The sequence below is a fragment of the Flavobacterium sp. ALJ2 genome, assembly GCF_015594725.1.
Classification (GTDB): domain Bacteria; phylum Bacteroidota; class Bacteroidia; order Flavobacteriales; family Flavobacteriaceae; genus Flavobacterium.
In genome coordinates this window covers 52466-70224 of sequence record NZ_JADNRC010000018.1, presented here as the reverse complement: position 1 = coordinate 70224, position 17759 = coordinate 52466, and the positions used below count along the sequence as shown (strand labels likewise).

General features: G+C 34.5%; 7 protein-coding genes. 3 read left to right on the top strand and 4 right to left on the bottom strand.

Annotation, left to right across the window (positions count from 1 at the left end; genetic code table 11):
• Window positions 1–96: 96 nt before the first annotated feature.
• The 4 genes from IUY40_RS17335 to IUY40_RS17320 form a co-directional block, all read right to left on the bottom strand.
• Window positions 97–333: a hypothetical protein gene (locus IUY40_RS17335; RefSeq protein WP_195738122.1), complete on the bottom strand. Its 237-nt coding sequence runs from the start codon at window positions 331–333 to the stop codon at window positions 97–99.
• Window positions 334–523: 190 nt separating this feature from the next.
• Window positions 524–2968, bottom strand: a complete 2445-nt coding sequence (locus IUY40_RS17330) for a tail fiber domain-containing protein (RefSeq protein ID WP_195738121.1) — start codon at window positions 2966–2968, stop codon at window positions 524–526.
• 378 nt (window positions 2969–3346) lie between these two features.
• Window positions 3347–6685: a tail fiber domain-containing protein gene (locus IUY40_RS17325; RefSeq protein ID WP_195738120.1), complete on the bottom strand. Its 3339-nt coding sequence runs from the start codon at window positions 6683–6685 to the stop codon at window positions 3347–3349.
• 324 nt (window positions 6686–7009) lie between these two features.
• On the bottom strand, window positions 7010–10744 hold the full coding sequence (locus IUY40_RS17320; RefSeq protein WP_195738119.1) for a tail fiber domain-containing protein: 3735 nt from the start codon (window positions 10742–10744) through the stop codon (window positions 7010–7012).
• A gap of 1137 nt (window positions 10745–11881) precedes the next feature.
• On the opposite strand from IUY40_RS17320, the gene IUY40_RS17315 reads away from it, so the two are divergent.
• From IUY40_RS17315 to IUY40_RS17305, 3 genes are all read left to right on the top strand, one after another.
• Entirely contained in the window at window positions 11882–13054 is a 1173-nt protein-coding gene (locus IUY40_RS17315; RefSeq protein WP_195738118.1) for an efflux RND transporter periplasmic adaptor subunit, read from the top strand.
• A gap of 273 nt (window positions 13055–13327) precedes the next feature.
• Window positions 13328–16441: a CusA/CzcA family heavy metal efflux RND transporter gene (locus tag IUY40_RS17310; protein ID WP_195738117.1), complete on the top strand. Its 3114-nt coding sequence runs from the start codon at window positions 13328–13330 to the stop codon at window positions 16439–16441.
• Between the two features lie 11 nt (window positions 16442–16452).
• Window positions 16453–17745, top strand: coding sequence for a TolC family protein (locus IUY40_RS17305; protein WP_195738116.1), 1293 nt, complete (start codon window positions 16453–16455; stop codon window positions 17743–17745).
• The last annotated feature ends 14 nt before the right edge of the window (window positions 17746–17759 follow it).

The following is a 17759-nucleotide window of genomic DNA, read 5'->3' as shown; positions in this document are numbered from 1 at the left end:
AAAAAACTGTATTAATATAAAATTTCAATTCTGTTCTCATTTCTGATTTTATCTTTGACGAATCAAATAATAAAATATCATCTATTTTTTCCAACTTTAATTTAATGTCGAAACTATTAACGGAACTCCTCTTCTGTATATTCGCAATAAATCAATTAACTCTTGATCTGAATAAACTACAAATAACATAAATGCATACTTGTCTAATTCATCATCAAAATTTTTAAAATTTTTATAGACATCGAATGAAAAATGTTCTTTAAATTCATATTTTAAAAATCTAGAAAAACATTTTTGACTATCATATATCAATCCCATTTTTTTCTTTTCCATAATCCTATTTTATTTTCTATAAAGTTCTTATCCCCTTACAACTATTCTTAATACTTAGCTTATTATAACTAAAAGTAACGTTTAACTTATTTATCATTAAACCTATGCTTTTAATAACCTAAATGAACCCAAAACACAAACTCCTCACAATTACTCTATTGTTGTGAAATTTAACTTCGGGGGGAGTTTTTTAGCTATCAGATTGCTTTATTTCTTCAATCCAAGTTTTTATTTCTTTTAATTCTAGTTGCAACTGTTCTATTTTATCTTTTTGCTGTTTGTTTTCCTCTTCTAATTTATTGTTCTGCTCAGATAGTTCCTGCATACCTTTAATCATCGGTGCAATTAAATCGGTGTAACGCACAGACAGCATTTTGTCTTCGCTACCGTCTTCCTGAACAAGACCAGCATCGTTATAATTTACTGTTTGTAGTGTTTGTTGCAGCTCCTGTGCAATAACTCCCCACTCTTTGGTTTTTAATTCGTTGTTTTTACGAATATACTCTACAGGGCGTATCTTATTAATAAAATCTAGTCCCAAAGGCATTGTTTTTATGTTTTCTTTATAACGCTTATCTGAAGCCACAGTTAAAGCAACCTGAGCTGACAATTTACCAATAGTATAATTCCCAAGTCTTATTTCATTACTTGCACTTACTTTTGCCCCATAACCTATTGCTGTTGTATTTGTAAGCATACTTGAATTGTTAGCCATCATTCCTGAATCATTCCCAATTGCTATATTATTATCACCTGAATAATTATACCTAAGTGCTTTTGCCCCCAAAGCAATATTATTAGATCCTCCTTGGTTATCAAACAAAGCCTGAGTACCAATAGCAATATTATTACCTCCTATTGTATTAGCCCGTAATGCATTGTATCCTGTGGCAATATTAAAAGCTCCTTCGATGTTAGACTGTAATGCTTCATGCCCTGTAGCAATATTAAAAGATCCTGTTTTGTTATAAAATAAGGCATTGAACCCTGTTGCAAAATTAGAAGCCCCTGTTGTGTTAGAATATAATGCCTGAAATCCTGTAGCAATATTATTAGATCCTGTTGTATTACCATTCAAGGCACTGTACCCTGTAGCAATATTGTCATTTCCTGTTGTATTAGATAACAATGCATAGGTTCCAGTAGCATTATTACGAGAGCCTGCTGAGTTATTACTCAATGCATTATCTCCTATTGCCACATTATTTAATCCTGTACTATTATTTGTTAAACTATGTATACCTAATGAGATAACACTAGAACCAAGCTTGCCAACCGGTATGTTATTTCTTTTAAAAACAAGGTCTACATTATTTGTAGTTCCTATAAAATCAGTTAGTTTAGCTGGATTTCCCGTAGTACTCCATCCAGAGCTAGCCACAGGGGAAACATCTACTAATCTTACCCATTGACTACCGTTGTGGTAATACTGGCCAGGAGTTACATTATTAGGAGTAACCCCAGCAGTAGCCGTGTTATACACAGTCATTCCAGCTGTTACTGCACTTAGCGGTGCTATGGCATTGGTTGCTGTAAGAGCAACTCTTGGTAATAACAACCCTTTATTACTACTGGTAATATCTAGTGCTGCTGCCTCATGTGGCGTATTAGTTCCTAAACCTACATTCCCTTTATCGTTTATATTAATGCGCTGGTTACCATCTCCGTCTGCAATGATGATGTTATTAGATAGCGGGATTGCAGCACCTATTCTATTAGCTCTTATATCTACATTTGCGCCAATAATGGTATTTGCATTTCCCCTAGAAATTCCATCGGCCGTTTTATATCCTATAAATGTATTGTTGCTACCCGAATTAATCAAAGTAAAACTAGTTCCTACGTCTGTTCCAAGAACACTATTGCCATTTCCAGTAGTAAAGTTCTTTAGCGAATTATTTCCTATAGCTACATTATCTTTTCCTGTAATATTAGTTACTAATGCATTAGTTCCGATTCCGATATTTTTAGATCCTTCCGTGTTTGCCATCAATGTATTTGACCCTATAGCAATATTAAAATTACCTTTTGTATTAACATAAAGTGCCCCAGCACCTATAGCATTATTTCCTTCACCTGTGCTATTTGATGCTAATGCATATGTTCCAATTGCCACATTTACCATACCTGTAGTGTTTGCTTTAAGGGTCTCTGCTCCAAAAGCAGTATTATAATTATCTCCAGTCATTGCTAATAATGCTTCACTACCAAAAGCTGTAGAAAATGGTTTTATTAGTCCTGCTTGTTTATTATTACTTTTAAAAACAAGGTCCACATCATTTGTAGTTCCTATAAAATCAGTTGGCTTAACATTATTTCCTGTAAGACTCCAAGATATGCTAGGTGAATCAGAATCTAATATTCGAACCCATTTATTAGCGTTCCAGTAGTAATATCCCGGTGTAACATCGCTTGTGGTGGCTGTGTTGTAAACTGTTAATGCATTTGCAGCCAAAGGTATTGTTGTAACATCTGTAGTTCCTGTAAGTGCTACACGCGATAATAAAACTCCTTTGTTAGGGAGTCTAACATCCAAAGCTGATGAACCATCTGGTGTGTGAGTTCCAATACCAATTTGAGCATAGGAACTATAGGTTATAATACCAAAAACAAAGAATAAAATATATTTTTTCATAAATTCAAAAATTAAAAACATTCCTCTGCTAATAAATTGAATTAGCTAAAGACTAGAAATAATGAGAGTTATTATATTATTTTGAAGATGAGCAGTTAAAACTTATACTCAGCGTGCAAACCTAGTGCAATTTTAACAAAAAAACATAATAAGTGCCTACGCACATCTACTCAGATAAAAAATAATTTCTTAATTTATATTTTCTTTAACTCTCAAACAACGAATATTGGGACTCTTTTATAAAATTAAAAAAAAAAAACCTTTACTCATTTTTTCATGATGTAAAGGTCTTTTATGATTGGTACATAATATTTTTTAAACATTATGGTTTTGTTTTAATAGAAATTATCTGAATAGAATTTTAAACTTCTGACTCATTTACTTCTTACTTTCTAACGCTTCAATTCTTCGTTTCAATTCTTTGTTTTCTTCAGACAGTTCCTGCATGGCTTTAATCATAGGAGCTATTAAATCGGTATAACGCACAGAGAGCATTTTATCTTCTGTTCCATCTTCTTGAACAAGGCCAGCATCTTTATAATTTACTGTTTGTAGTGTTTGTTGCAGCTCTTGTGCAATAACTCCCCACTCTTTGGTTTTTAATTCGTTATTTTTACGAATGTACTCTACAGGGCGTATTTTATTAATAAAATCTAACCCCAAAGGCATTGTTTTTATATTTTCTTTATAACGCTTATCTGAAGCCACAGTTAAAGCAACCTGAGCTGACAATTTACCAACTAATGTATTTCCAAGCCTTATTTCATTACTTGCACTTACTTTTGCTCCGTTACCTATTGCTGTTGTATTTGTAAACTCAATTGTATCGTTATCTACCATTCCTGCATCATTCCCTATTGCTGTATTGTTGTCTCCAAAATAATTAAATCGAAGTGCATTCATCCCCAAAGCAACATTATTAGATCCTCTTTGGTTTCTATTCATTGCTGCAAACCCTATTGCTGTATTATAGGATCCATTATCGTTAAGATTCAATGCGCCATGACCGGCTGCTACATTGCCGTTCCCTATTGTATTATAGAACATAGACAAGCCTCCAATCGCTATATTGCTATTTCCTGAGCTATTAGTATACAATCCACTTCTTCCAAAAGCAATATTATCAGCTCCATCTGTGTTAGACAACAATGCGCCGATTCCTATAGCATTATTATAATTTCCGTTTTTATTAGATAACAATGCATTGGGTCCTATAGCAACATTACTGCTCCCTGCTGTGTTAGAGGACAATGCAGAGTATCCATTGGCTATATTATTGTTTCCTGATATATTAGAAAGTAATGCAGAGAAACCAGTAGCAATATTATTACTACCTCCTTCATTATCCCGTAATGCTTCAAACCCTGTGGCAATATTATAAGACCCTGTTTTGTTAGAAAGCAATGTAGACTTTCCGATAGCAATATTACTATTTCCTGATTCATTGGCTTTTAATGCAGAGAATCCATTTGCAATATTATTACTTCCTCCTATGTTATTTCGTAATGCATCGTACCCACTAGCAATATTATCTATTCCTCCTTCATTAAGGAATAATGCATTACTACCAGTAGCTATATTATTACTTCCTGTTTTGTTACTCTTTAACGCATTGCTCCCAGTAGCAATATTACTATTTCCTGATTGATTAGTGTATAATGCATAATACCCAGTAGCAATATTATTCTTTCCTGTTATATTAGAATATAATGCGTTGAGCCCTGTAGCAATATTATAGTTTGCCTCTTTGTTAAAGTACAATGCGTTATTACCTATAGCAATATTACCAACCCCTGTTGTATTAGAATACAATGCCTTGCTTCCTGCAGCAATATTACTAGTTCCTATTGTGTTTGAATACAATGCCTCTGTACCCATTGCAATATTATTACTTCCTGTATTAGTAAATAATGCCTTGCTTCCTGTTGCTATATTATTTTTACCTACTTCATTACTATACAATGCATTATATCCTGTAGCAATATTATCACTTCCCTCTATGTTAGAAAGTAATACCTCTGTCCCAAAAGCAATATTATTACTTCCTGTATTGTTATTGCGCAATGCACTGCTCCCAACAGCGATATTATCTTTTCCCTCTGTGTTATTAAGCAACGCCCAATATCCAGTAGCAATATTATTCACTCCTATTTTATTACTAGCTAATGCCCGATACCCAGTAGCAATATTATAGCTTCCTACTTGGTTTGAGGACAATGCATATGAACCAGTAGCAACATTATATTGTCCTGTTGTATTAGATGACAAAGCATTGTTTCCTATTGCCACATTATACTCTCCAGTGTTATTTGCTAAAGCATTTGCACCAAAAGATGTATTATAAACACCAATCCTACCCGACAGCAAGTTATTTCTTTTAAAAACAAGATCCACATTATTTGTAGTTCCTATAAAATCTGTTGGCTTAACATTATTTCCTGTAAGGCTCCAAAATATGGTAGGTGAATCAGAATCTATTATTCGTACCCATTTTGAGGCTTGCTCATTCCAGTAATAATAACTCGGAATTACATCACTCACAGTTGCTGTATTGTAAACTGTTAATGCGTTTGCAGCCGAGGGTATTGTTGTTACATCTGTAGTTCCTGTAAGTGAAACTCTAGGCATTAGCAGTCCTTTATCGGTACTTGTAACATCTAGCGCTGCTGATGCATCTGGCGTATTAGTTCCTAAACCTACATTTCCTTTTTCGTTTACATTAATGCGTCGGTTACCGTCTCCGTCGGCAATGATAATGTTATTAGATAGCGGTATTGTTTTACTGTTTTTATCTGCTCTTACATTTACATTTGCACCAATAATGGTATTTGCTTTCCCTTTAGAGATTCCTAAAGCCGTTTTGTACCCTATAAATGTATTGTTGCTATCCGAAGTTCTTAACTCAAAATCTTCTCCAATACCAACTCCAAAAGCACTATTGCCACTCCCTGTAGTAAAGGTTAATAGCGATTTATTACCAACAACTACATTTTCATTTCCTGAATTGTTTCCTTGCAATGCACTTAATCCTATAGCAATATTATTACTTCCATCTGCATTATAAAACATTGCCAGATCACCAGTAGCAATATTGCTGCTTCCTTTTTCGTTATGGTACAGCACCAGATTACCAGTCGCAATATTTTTGTTTCCTATTGTGTTAGATCTCAATGCTGCTTTCCCAGTAGCAATATTAAAATCTCCTGTTGTATTAGAGAACAATGCCTCATGTCCTATTGCCACATTATTTTGTGCTGTACTATTTGCTAAAGCATTTACACCAAAGGACGTATTAAGACCAAGTCTGCCCGACAGCACATTATTTCTTTTAAAAACTAAATCGTTATCATCTGTAGTTCCTATAAAATTTGTTCCTGGAATTGTTTGAGAGTTTCCTGTTAAGCTCCAAGCTGTTATTGGCGAGCTACTATCCAGTAGTCGTATCCATTTATTAGCCACTTTGTTCCAGTAGTAATAGCCCGGTGTAACATCACCAGTAGTTGCTGTATTGTAAACTGTTAATGCGTTTGCAGCCAAAAGTATTGTTGTAACATCTGTAGTTCCTGTAAGTGCTACACGCGATAACAGAACCCCTTTGTTTGGGAGTTTAATATCCAAAGCTGATGAAGGTTCTGGTACGGGAGTTCCAATACCAATTTGAGCATAAGAACTATAGGCTATAAAAATAAAGGCAAAAAACAGAATTTTTTTTCTCATAATTTTATTTATTTAAAATTATTACTTAACTAAAAATTAAGCAAATTAGTTAAGAATATATGTGAATGTAATTATTTTAGAAAACCGATATATTACAAAAAATAATCGAGTGCAAAAGTACTTCTATTTCAATAATCACAAAGAATAAAGCCCTACGCATATCTACGCATAGAAGCAAAAATAACCATTTTATAATTTAATTAATAATATAAGTATGAATAATACATTTATTATTGAAATAATAACCCAAAAAAAGCCCTTTGTTCATTTTCACGAAACAAAGGACTCTTTTAATATTAAGACGATTTATACTAAACCTATATTTTATTTTTTAGCTTCTAAAGCTTCAATCCTTTTTAGCATAAGATCATTTTTAACTTTCAATTCTTTATTTTCTTCAGACAGTTCTTGCATGGCTTTAATCATAGGTGCAATTAAATCGGTGTAACGCACAGACAGCATTTTGTCTTCGCTACCGTCTTCCTGAACAAGACCAGCATCGTTATAATTTACTGTTTGTAGTGTTTGTTGCAGCTCCTGTGCAATAACTCCCCACTCTTTGGTTTTAAATTCGTTGCTTTTACGAATATACTCTACAGGGCGTATTTTATTAATAAAATCTAACCCCAAAGGCATTGTTTTTATATTTTCTTTATAACGCTTATCTGAACTCACAGTTAAAGCAACATGAGCAGACATTTTACCAATTGATGAATTTCCAAGCCTTATTTCATTACTTTCATTTAATTTTGCTCCGTTACCTATTGCTGTACTATTAGTATGATGCATATAGCCTGGTTTATATATAAATCCTGTATCATAACCTATTGTTGTATTGTTACTACTATAATAACAATCCTTACACGCTGATGCACCAATACTAACATTATTATTTCCACTAATAATACCAAACAATGCCTGATGCCCAAAAGCAACATTATTGCTTCCACTTGTGTTTTTATTTAATGCCTGATGCCCAGTAGCAACATTATTTTCTCCATATGTGTTTTTCTCTAATGCCTGATGCCCAGTAGCAATATTATAACTTCCCATATTATTCACTAATGCCTCAGTACCAGTAGCAATATTATAACCTCCAGTTGTGTTTTTCTGTAATGCATTGGTTCCCATAGCAATATTACCAGATCCTGTTGTGTTACTAGTCAATGCGGCAAATCCATAAGCCATATTATTAGATCCATCTGTATTATTAGTCAATGCATTACCACCAGTAGCAACGTTATAACCTCCCTTTCTGTTTTTAGACAATGTATAATGTCCTATTGCCACATTATTAATCCCTATATTACCATAATCATTTTCAAAAGCTTTATAACCAAAAGATGTATTATCAGCACTAATCTTACCCGAAATTGAATTGTATCTTTTAAATACAAGATCCATATCATTTGTGGTTCCTATAAAATCAGTTGACTTAACACTATTTCCTGCTAGACCCCAAGCTGCACTAGAATCTAAAATTCGAACCCATTTTGAGCCTGACTTATCCCAGTAGTAATAACCCGGTGTAACATCACTGGCGGTTGCTGTATTGTAAACCGTTAATGAGTTTGCAGCCCCTGTTATTGTTGTAGTATCTGTAGTGTTTTTAAGTGCAACTCTAGGCATTAGCACCCCTTTATTGGTACTTGTAATATCTAGCGCTGCCGATGCATCTGGCGTAGTGGTTCCTAAACCTACATTTCCTTTATCGTTTACATTAATACGCTGGTTACCATCTCCGTCGGCAATGATAATGTTGTTAGATAAATTTTTTGCTAAAGCTACGTCTACGTTTGCACCAATAATAGTATTTGCAGACCCATCTCTGAGCCCCTTAGCCGTTTTATATCCTAAAATTGTATTATTGTCACCACTATTTAAACCACTTCCAGTATAAGATCCAATACCAATATTACCAGAACCAGTTTTGAGAAACATAAATGCCTCATGCCCTGTACCAATATTATAGTCTCCTGTTTCATTAGAAAGCAATGCACCAACACCAGTAGCAATATTTCTATCTCCTGTTGTATTAAAAAACATTGCACCGTTCCCAATAGCAATATTATCAATTCCAGTTGTATTAGCGTCCAATGCCTGAAAACCATTAGCAAGATTTCCACTTCCAGTTGTGTTAGATCTCAATGCGTCATTACCTATAGCTGTATTACCAGATCCTGTTATATTAGAGGTCAATGCCTTAACACCAGTAGCAAGATTATTTGCTCCTGTTGTGTTAACTGTCAATGCGCTAGTTCCTAAAGCAATATTATCACTTCCTTGATTGTTCCTTAATGCATCGTACCCTATTGCCATATTATTCATCCCCTGTGTACTCCACATCAATGTGTTGCTCCCTATGGCTACGTTATTACTTCCTAGTGTGTTTTCACGCAATGCATTGCTCCCAATACCAGTATTACTATTCCCCTTAGTATTGTATAGCAATGCCTTAAAACCAGAAGCAATATTATTCTCTCCTGTAAGATTACTACTCAATGCATTAATACCAGTAGCAATATTATGGCCTCCTGTTGTGTTAGCTGCCAAGGCATTAGATCCTATAGCCACATTATTTATTCCTATAGTATTTTTTGTTAAAGCATTTACACCAAAAGAGGTATTAATAGCACTTAGTTTACCCGCCTGCACACCTTTTCTTTTAAAAACAAGATCCACATCATTTGTAGTTCCTATAAAATCAGTTGACTTAACATCATTTCCTGTTAGATTCCATGGGTTAGATGTATTAGAATCTAGTACTCGTATCCATTTTTGGAACGGCCTATCCCAGTAGTAATAACCTGGTGTAACATCACTAATAGTTGCTGTATTGTAAACCATTAATGAGTTTGCTGCCGATGCGATTACTGGAATAAGCTCTTTAGTTCCTGTAAGCGAAACTCTAGGCATTAGCAACCCTTTATTGGTACTTGTAATATCTAACGCTGCTGATGCATCTGGCTTAGTGGTTCCTATACCTACATTCCCTCTATCGTTTACATTAATACGCTGGTTACCACTTCCGTCGGCAATGATAATATTATTATACAGCGAGATTGCAGCATCTGTTTTATTTGCTCGTACATCTACATTTGCACCAATAATGGTATTTGCCCTCCCCAAGGAGATTCCGTCAGCCGTTTTATATCCTACAAATGTATTGTAATTACTACTACCAGAAGACTCAAAGCTAGCTCCTATACCAGTTCCAAAAGCACTATTACCATTCCCAGTAGCTAAGCTAGATAGCGAGGAGTCTCCTACAACTACATTTTCTTTTCCTTCTGTGTTAGATGTTAATGCTTCAGCTCCGATTCCTATATTTTTAGACCCAATTGTGTTAGATCTTAATGCATCATACCCAGTAGCAATATTATTACTTCCCTCGTTATTATACAATGCATTATTTCCTGTTGCAATATTAAAATCTCCTTTATTATTAATCAATGCCTGCATACCTAAAGCAATATTATTACTTCCTGTTGTATTAGAGCCCAATGCATTTAGACCTATAGCAACATTTGTTCTTCCACTTTGATTGTTCGACAAAGCACTAGTTCCTATAGCCACATTATCTTTTCCTGTACTTTTAGCTGATAAAGCTTGTAAACCAAAGGATACATTATTACTAGCACCTAGCATACCTACCTGCTTATTATTTCTTTTAAAAACAAGATCCACATCATCTGTAGTTCCTATAAAATTTGTACCAGCAATTGTTTGAGAGTTTCCTGTTAAACCCCAAGCTGCTATAGCCGAGCTATCATCTAGTACTCGTATCCATTTCTTAGCAGCTGTACTCCAGTAGTAATAACCTGGCGTAACATCGCTTATGGTTGCTGTATTATAAACTGTTAATGCGTTTGCTGGCTTATCTATTGTTACAGCATCTGTAGTACCTGTAAGTGCTATACGCGATAACAAAACTCCTTTTTTAGGAAGTGTAACATCCAAAGCCGATGAAGCATCTGGTGTGTGAGTTCCGATACCAATTTGAGCATTTGAACTATAGCCTATTAAGGCAAAGGCAAAAAGTAAAAATTTTTTTCTCATAAAATTATATTTATTTAAATTAATACTTAACTGAAAAAAGTAAGTAGATTATTCAAGTATATATGTGAGTGGAATTAATGCAAGTATTTTATAAAACTGCTTAATTACACAAAAAACAGGTGCAAACGTAATCAACTTGCAACAATTACAAACAACAAACACCTACGCACATCTACTCATACATACAAATATTTCGATTTCACAACTTAATTAACATTATCGATAAGAATAAAATTGTTTTTAAGATATTTCTTAACAAAAAAATCTTTATATAATTATTCACTACTAGATGTTTTTTTACATATTCTTCATTTATGACAGCTATTTTTTTGCATATTACATTCTAAACTAGCAAAGTCACAAAGAAACAATAGGAAAACGTAGCCATTTAGAGCACATACAAGAGCCATACACCGTCTAAAAGGCTTCGCGAGCCTGAGCAATACAATAGCACTAAATAGCACGCAGATTGGACAGGTTTTGGAGATTGTTATTAAACTTAAATCTTTTATCTGTTTTTATTTTATTTTACCTTTTTACCTTTAAAACTGATTTTTTTTTTAGCATGCCGATTGTGGAGGTTTTGCAAATTTTTACTGGAGATTAAATACTCAACTGTGTTTTTAACTCTAATACTGTACACTTTTATTAGCACGCAGATTGGGCAGATTTAAATTTATAGCGTACAAAGACGCAATGAAATAAATTTAGTTCAAGCCGGTTCTAATAAAATTCTAATTTTTTTCTAAAACATCTCTAACGGCATTTTGTAGACCTCCACATTAATTTTGCGCCATAGTTACTAAATGCAACAGTTTGCTTAAAAAAAGATATAATGATAACGTCAATTAGAATTGGCAAAATAGTATTTAGTACATAGAAACATTTAATTATAATTTGAGAAGGTTCTCTAAAATTAAAATTCTATGTATAGCCTTACATGATTTGTTTTTGAGTAAATGGTCTTTTAAGACTCTTAAAAACCTGTATCTGTGTACCAAGAACTATTTAAATAGAAAGATTTCTTTCTCAAACATTAATTATACACATGATACGAACTAAAAAAATTCTATTCATACAATACGTTAAGACGCGGTTTATTAAAAGATTTAATCAATAGTTATAATATTAAAAAACATGATACTAAATACTAAAAATAGTTACAGATTTGAGACATCGAAAATCTTTAATCAAAAAAATAAATACAGAAACCTTTTATTAACGCTAATTACCACAACTGTCTTAACCGCTTGCGGTAGCAAAGAAGAAACTGCAGAAAAGCAAGAATACACCTTGCAGAACGATACTATTGTAGTTGCTGCAACAGCTACAATTGCTCCAAAATTAAAACTAGAAGCCGTTACGAATGAACCTTTTCAATTAGAATTAATAACAGCTGGTACTGTAAAAGCAATTCCAAATTTTTATGCCGAAATTGCTCCTCCATTTTCAGGCAGAGTTACCAAAGTATATTTAAAACTAGGAATGAAAACTCAGGCGGGAACACCTCTTTTTGAAATGGTTTCTCCCGATTTTATTGATGCACAAAAAAACTTCTTTCAAACAAAAGCATCCTATCAAATAGCTAGGCTTTCGCTAAAACGCCAGCAGGATTTAAAAGCTAATGGTGTCGCATCACAAAAAGATCTGGAAGAAGCAGAAACTAACTTTGAAATCAACGAAAAAGAATATCAAAATGCTGTTGCTAGTTTAAAAATTTTTGAAGTAAATGCAAATACACTCGTTTTTGGTCAACCACTAGTAATTACCTCACCTGTGGCTGGAGAAGTAATTACCAATAATGTTGTAATGGGACAATATATCAAAGATGATGATTTGCCAAAGGCAATAATTGCCGATTTAAAAAAAGTTTGGATTGCAGGACAGGTAAAAGAAAAAGACATTCGTTTTATTAAAAAACTAGATGGCGCCGAAATTCAGGTAGCCTCCTATCCTGATAAAAAAATTATTGGAAAAATTTACCACGTCGATGAAATAGTTGATGAAGCTACCCGAAGCATACAAGTATTAATAGAGTGTATAAACAACGATCATATACTGAAACCTGGCATGTATGTAACAGTAAAATTTATAGATACTCCCGAAAACACCTTGTTTGTTCCTGCCAAAGCAGTATTACAATATAACGACAGAAGTTTTGTACTTGTTCAACTAGAAAAAGGAAAATATGCAAGACGATATGTGGAAACAGGAATTACAAACAACGGAAAAATTGCAATAGTATCAGGATTAAAACAAAATGAAATAATCATAAGTGAAGGTGCTTTTTATCTGCTTGAAGCGAAGTAAAACAAAGAGGTTCTGAGTAGCAAAGAGACAAAGGTTTTTCCCAATATTGTCATTTCGACGAAGGAGAAATCTTCGCGAGAAACTCCATAATCATTGTTAAGCTACTGGACGAGTTTTACTACGTCTGTTTGCTATCGCTCGGATCTACTTCGTCGAAATGGTAAACAAGATGTGATATTAACTACAAAATACTAAATATCAGGTTATTATTGTCTTTGGAGCTCACTTTGAACCTTTGTACCTCAGACCCTTTGACCCTTAACAAGAAAAAAAATGAAAAAACACCTATTTCAAACAACAATAGCAAAACGCTGGTTAATACTAGCATTATTCTTACTTCTTTCCGTATTTGGCTATTATTCATGGACAAAGCTTTCGGTAGAAGCCTATCCAGACATTGGCGATGTAACCTCGCAGGTAGTCACGCAAGTTTCGGGTTTAGCAGCCGAAGAGATAGAACAACAAATCACTATTCCGATAGAACGCGCCATAAATGGTTTACCAGGTATGCACGTAATGCGAAGCAAAAGCACCTTTGGACTATCTATGGTAACTATTGTTTTTGATGATGGAGTCGATGATTATTTTGCCAGAGCAAGGATTCAGGAGCGTTTAAACGATGTTGAATTACCCTATGGGGCAATTCCGGGTTTAGACCCACTTACCTCTCCTACTGGCGAAATTTATCGATACATCATCGAAAGTAAAAACCATGACCTGAGAGCCCTAAGTGAATTACAACAATACACCATTATTCCGAGAATAAAACAAATTGCAGGAGTTGCCGATGTTACCAATTTTGGAGGTATTACAACACAATATCAGGTAGAACTAGACCCTCGAAAAATAGAACAATATGGTTTATCATTAAGCGAAGTAACTGAAACTATCGAAAAAAACAACGCCAATGTTGGAGGAAGTGTCATCAATCGTGGAGATCAGGCGTATGTAGTACGTGGAATTGGTTTGGTAAAAAACCTAGAAGATATTGGGCGTATTGTAGTAAAGTCAGTAAACGGAGTTCCGATTTATCTAAATGATATTGGAAAATTAAAATATGGAAATCTGGAGCGCAAAGGGGCATTAGGATATTCAGACAAGCGAGGTGCAGATTATTCAGATAATATACAAGGTATTGTACTTTTGCTAAAAAACGAAAATCCATCAGTAGTTTTAAAAGGAGTAAATGAAGCTGTTGCTGATTTAAATAAAAATTACCTTCCAGAAGGAGTTCAGATACATACTTTTTTAGACAGAACCGATTTAGTCGATACCACACTTACCACCGTATCACATACCTTATTAGAAGGAATGGCACTGGTAATTATTGTATTAATTGTTTTTCTTGGAAGTTGGAGAGGCGCATTATTAGTAGCAATTACAATTCCTATTTCGCTTTTAATTGCCTTTATTTTAATGAAGCTTACTAATATCCCAGCCAATTTACTTTCGCTGGGAGCAATTGATTTTGGAATTATTGTAGATGGCGCAATAGTAATGATGGAAACCATACTGAAGAAACGAGAGGATCATGAAGACATAGAACTCACAGAACAAAGTGTTGCCGAAAGAGCAAAAAGTGTAGCACGACCAATATTTTTTGCAACGCTAATTATCATTATTGCTTACTTGCCATTATTTGCTTTTGAGCGTGTAGAGAAAAAACTGTTTACACCAATGGCATTTACTATAGGATATGCATTATTAGGAGCATTAGCAGTTGCCTTATTGCTTATTCCGGGATTGGCTTATTTTATTTATCGCAAGCCACAAAAAATGTATCATAATAAATGGTTGGATAAACTAACCAATGCTTATCATAACAGCATCCTAAAGATAATGAAGGCTCCTAAAAAAGTAATTGCACCATTAGTTGCAGTACTAAGCTTTGCATTTATACTTACTGCAATGGTAGGAAAAGATTTTTTACCTCCACTAGACGAAGGTTCAATCTGGTTACAAGTATCGTTACCACCGGGTATAACTTTAGAGAAATCAAAAGAAATGAGTGATACGCTGCGTCATCGAACATTAAAATACGATGAGGTAACCTATATGATGGTACAAGCAGGTCGTAATGATGACGGAACAGACGCATGGACGCCATCGCACTACGAATGCAGCATTGGTTTAAAACCATATAGCCAATGGAAATGGGGAAAAACCAAAGCCGATTTAATAAAAGAACTCGGAGAAGAATACGCAAGCATGCCAGGTTATAATGTAGGATTTACTCAACCGATGATTGATGGTGTAATGGATAAAATATCAGGAGCACATAGCGAATTAGTTGTAAAAATTTATGGAAACGATTTTAAAGAAACCAGAAGAATAGCCGAAGACATCATTAAAACATTAAAAAACGTAAAAGGTGCAGTTGACTTAGCTATTGATCAAGAGCCACCATTACCCCAAATACAAGTTATTGCCGACCGTCAAAAAATTGCTCAATACGGACTGAACGTAGATGATGTGTCAGAATTAATAGAAGTAGCAATGGGTGGAAAAGCAGTGTCTCAAATATTTGTAGAAAATAAAGTTTATGATATCATAACGAGATACAATGAAGAAAGCCGTAATAGTCTGGAAAAAATAGGAAATCTAATGCTGACAAATTCCGAGGGAATTAAAATTCCGTTGTCACAAGTATGCGATATTAAGCTTAATACAGGAGAAAGCACCATTGCAAGAGAAATGAACAAACGCCATCTTACGGTTAGATTAAATTTAAGAGGTGCCGATTTAGGTTCTTTCCTAGCAGAAGCACAAGCTAAAATTGAAGAAAAAGTAAAATACGACCACGAAAAATATAAAATAAAATGGGGTGGCCAATTTGAAAATCAAGAGCGAGCATACAGCCATTTAGCTATTATTGTGCCACTAGCATTATCATTAATGTTTGTGTTACTATATGGTGCATTCGGGAAATTTCGTCAGGCAGGATTACTAATGAGTATCGTTCCACTAGCATTATTTGGAGGAATGCTGGCGCTTAATGTGCGAGGTATGACGCTTAACGTATCATCTGCTGTAGGTTTTATTGCCTTGTTTGGAGTTGCCATACAAAACGGAGTTATTATGATTTCGCACATTAATCAGCTTCGCAAAAGAGGAATGGATTTACTTGGTGCAGTAACAAATGGCGCAAAACAACGCTTTAGACCTGTATTAATGACTGCAACTGTTGCCATATTAGGACTATTACCAGCCTCATTAGCAACCGGCATTGGCAGCGATGTACAGCGCCCTCTGGCAACAGTAATCGTATATGGATTGCTGTTCTCTACCATTCTGACACTATTTGCTTTACCATCACTTTATTATCTGATGGAGAAAAAATTTGGAAACGAAAACGAAGTACTACAAGAAGAAGTCGATAATCAATAAAACGATGCATTATGATTAAAAATATAAAATATAAATGGGTACTCGTTTTGATACTGCTGTCGATTTCGGCAGTATCAAATGCTCAGATAGATACCACATTTACACAAGTAAAAATAAACTATACTCATTTTTTATCATTAGTAAATAAAAATAATTTAGGGTATGCAGCTGAGAAATTTAATATAAACATAGCCGAAGCAGATATAGAAGCTGCAAAAGTATTTCCTGATCCAGAACTTGCTATTGGAGCTAGCGACAATGGACAGCGAAGAATGCAAATGGGATATGGTTTTTCGTCAGAAGTAAGCTGGACATTAGAACTTGGCGGAAAGCGAAAAGCTCGAATAAGTGTAGCAAAAAGCACAAACGAGCTTACAAAAGCATTGCTAGAAGATTATTTTCGTAACCTGCGTGCTGAGGCTACTTTAAACTATTTAACCAGCTTAAAGCAAAAAGACATCTTCAAGGTACAATTAAACTCCTATACTATTCTTAAAAACATAGCAGCAGCAGATAGCATTCAGTATAAATTAGGGAATATAGCCGAAATTGATGCACGCCAAAGTAAGTTAGAAGCCAACTCAATGCTCAATGAAGTGTACCAAAGTGAAGCCGATTGGAAAACTGCTCTATTAGAACTAGGAACTATGGTAGGCAATCAAAAAGCAGATACATTGTATTCGCCATCAGGAGACTTAGCGAAGTTTGACCGTTTGTTTGATTTGAATGAGCTAATTACCGCTGCCGAAAACAATCGAGCCGATTTACAGGCAGCACTAAAAAACAAAAATGTATCTCAGGAACTTTTAAAATTAGCCAAAGCAAATAGAGTAATCGATCTGGGGTTAGGTTTAGGTGTAGAAAGCGCATCGATAGTGAGTAATGCAGTAGCTCCTACTCCATCATCAAACTCCGTTTCGGCAGGCATCACAATACCTTTGAAATTTTCAAATCGATATAAAGGAGAGTTAAAAGCTGCAGAATTTGGTACGCAACAAGCTGATGTATTATACAAACAAACAGAATTACAAATTCAGATAGAAGTAAGAAAAGCATACTTTAATTATCTCACAGTACAAAAACAAGTGCGCCAATTTAATACAGGTTTACTAGCAGATGCACAAAAACTTCTTGATGGAAAAGTATATAGCTACAAACGTGGAGAAACTAGTTTACTCGAAGTTTTAAATGCACAACGAACCTATAATGAAACCCAACTTAATTATTATGAAACCTTATACAATTATGCTGCCGCACTAGTTGAACTAGAAAAATCAGCAGGTATTTGGGATATTACTTTTTAAAATAATACAGCTAA

Excerpts from the sequence above, each read along its gene's own strand:
- IUY40_RS17335 (WP_195738122.1), bottom strand. The coding sequence starts at position 333 with ATGGAAAAGAAAAAAATGGGATTGATATATGATAGTCAAAAATGTTTT.
- IUY40_RS17330 (WP_195738121.1), bottom strand. The coding sequence starts at position 2,968 with ATGAAAAAATATATTTTATTCTTTGTTTTTGGTATTATAACCTATAGT.
- IUY40_RS17325 (WP_195738120.1), bottom strand. The coding sequence starts at position 6,685 with ATGAGAAAAAAAATTCTGTTTTTTGCCTTTATTTTTATAGCCTATAGT.
- IUY40_RS17320 (WP_195738119.1), bottom strand. The coding sequence starts at position 10,744 with ATGAGAAAAAAATTTTTACTTTTTGCCTTTGCCTTAATAGGCTATAGT.
- IUY40_RS17315 (WP_195738118.1), top strand. The coding sequence starts at position 11,882 with ATGATACTAAATACTAAAAATAGTTACAGATTTGAGACATCGAAAATC.
- IUY40_RS17310 (WP_195738117.1), top strand. The coding sequence starts at position 13,328 with ATGAAAAAACACCTATTTCAAACAACAATAGCAAAACGCTGGTTAATA.
- IUY40_RS17305 (WP_195738116.1), top strand. The coding sequence starts at position 16,453 with ATGATTAAAAATATAAAATATAAATGGGTACTCGTTTTGATACTGCTG.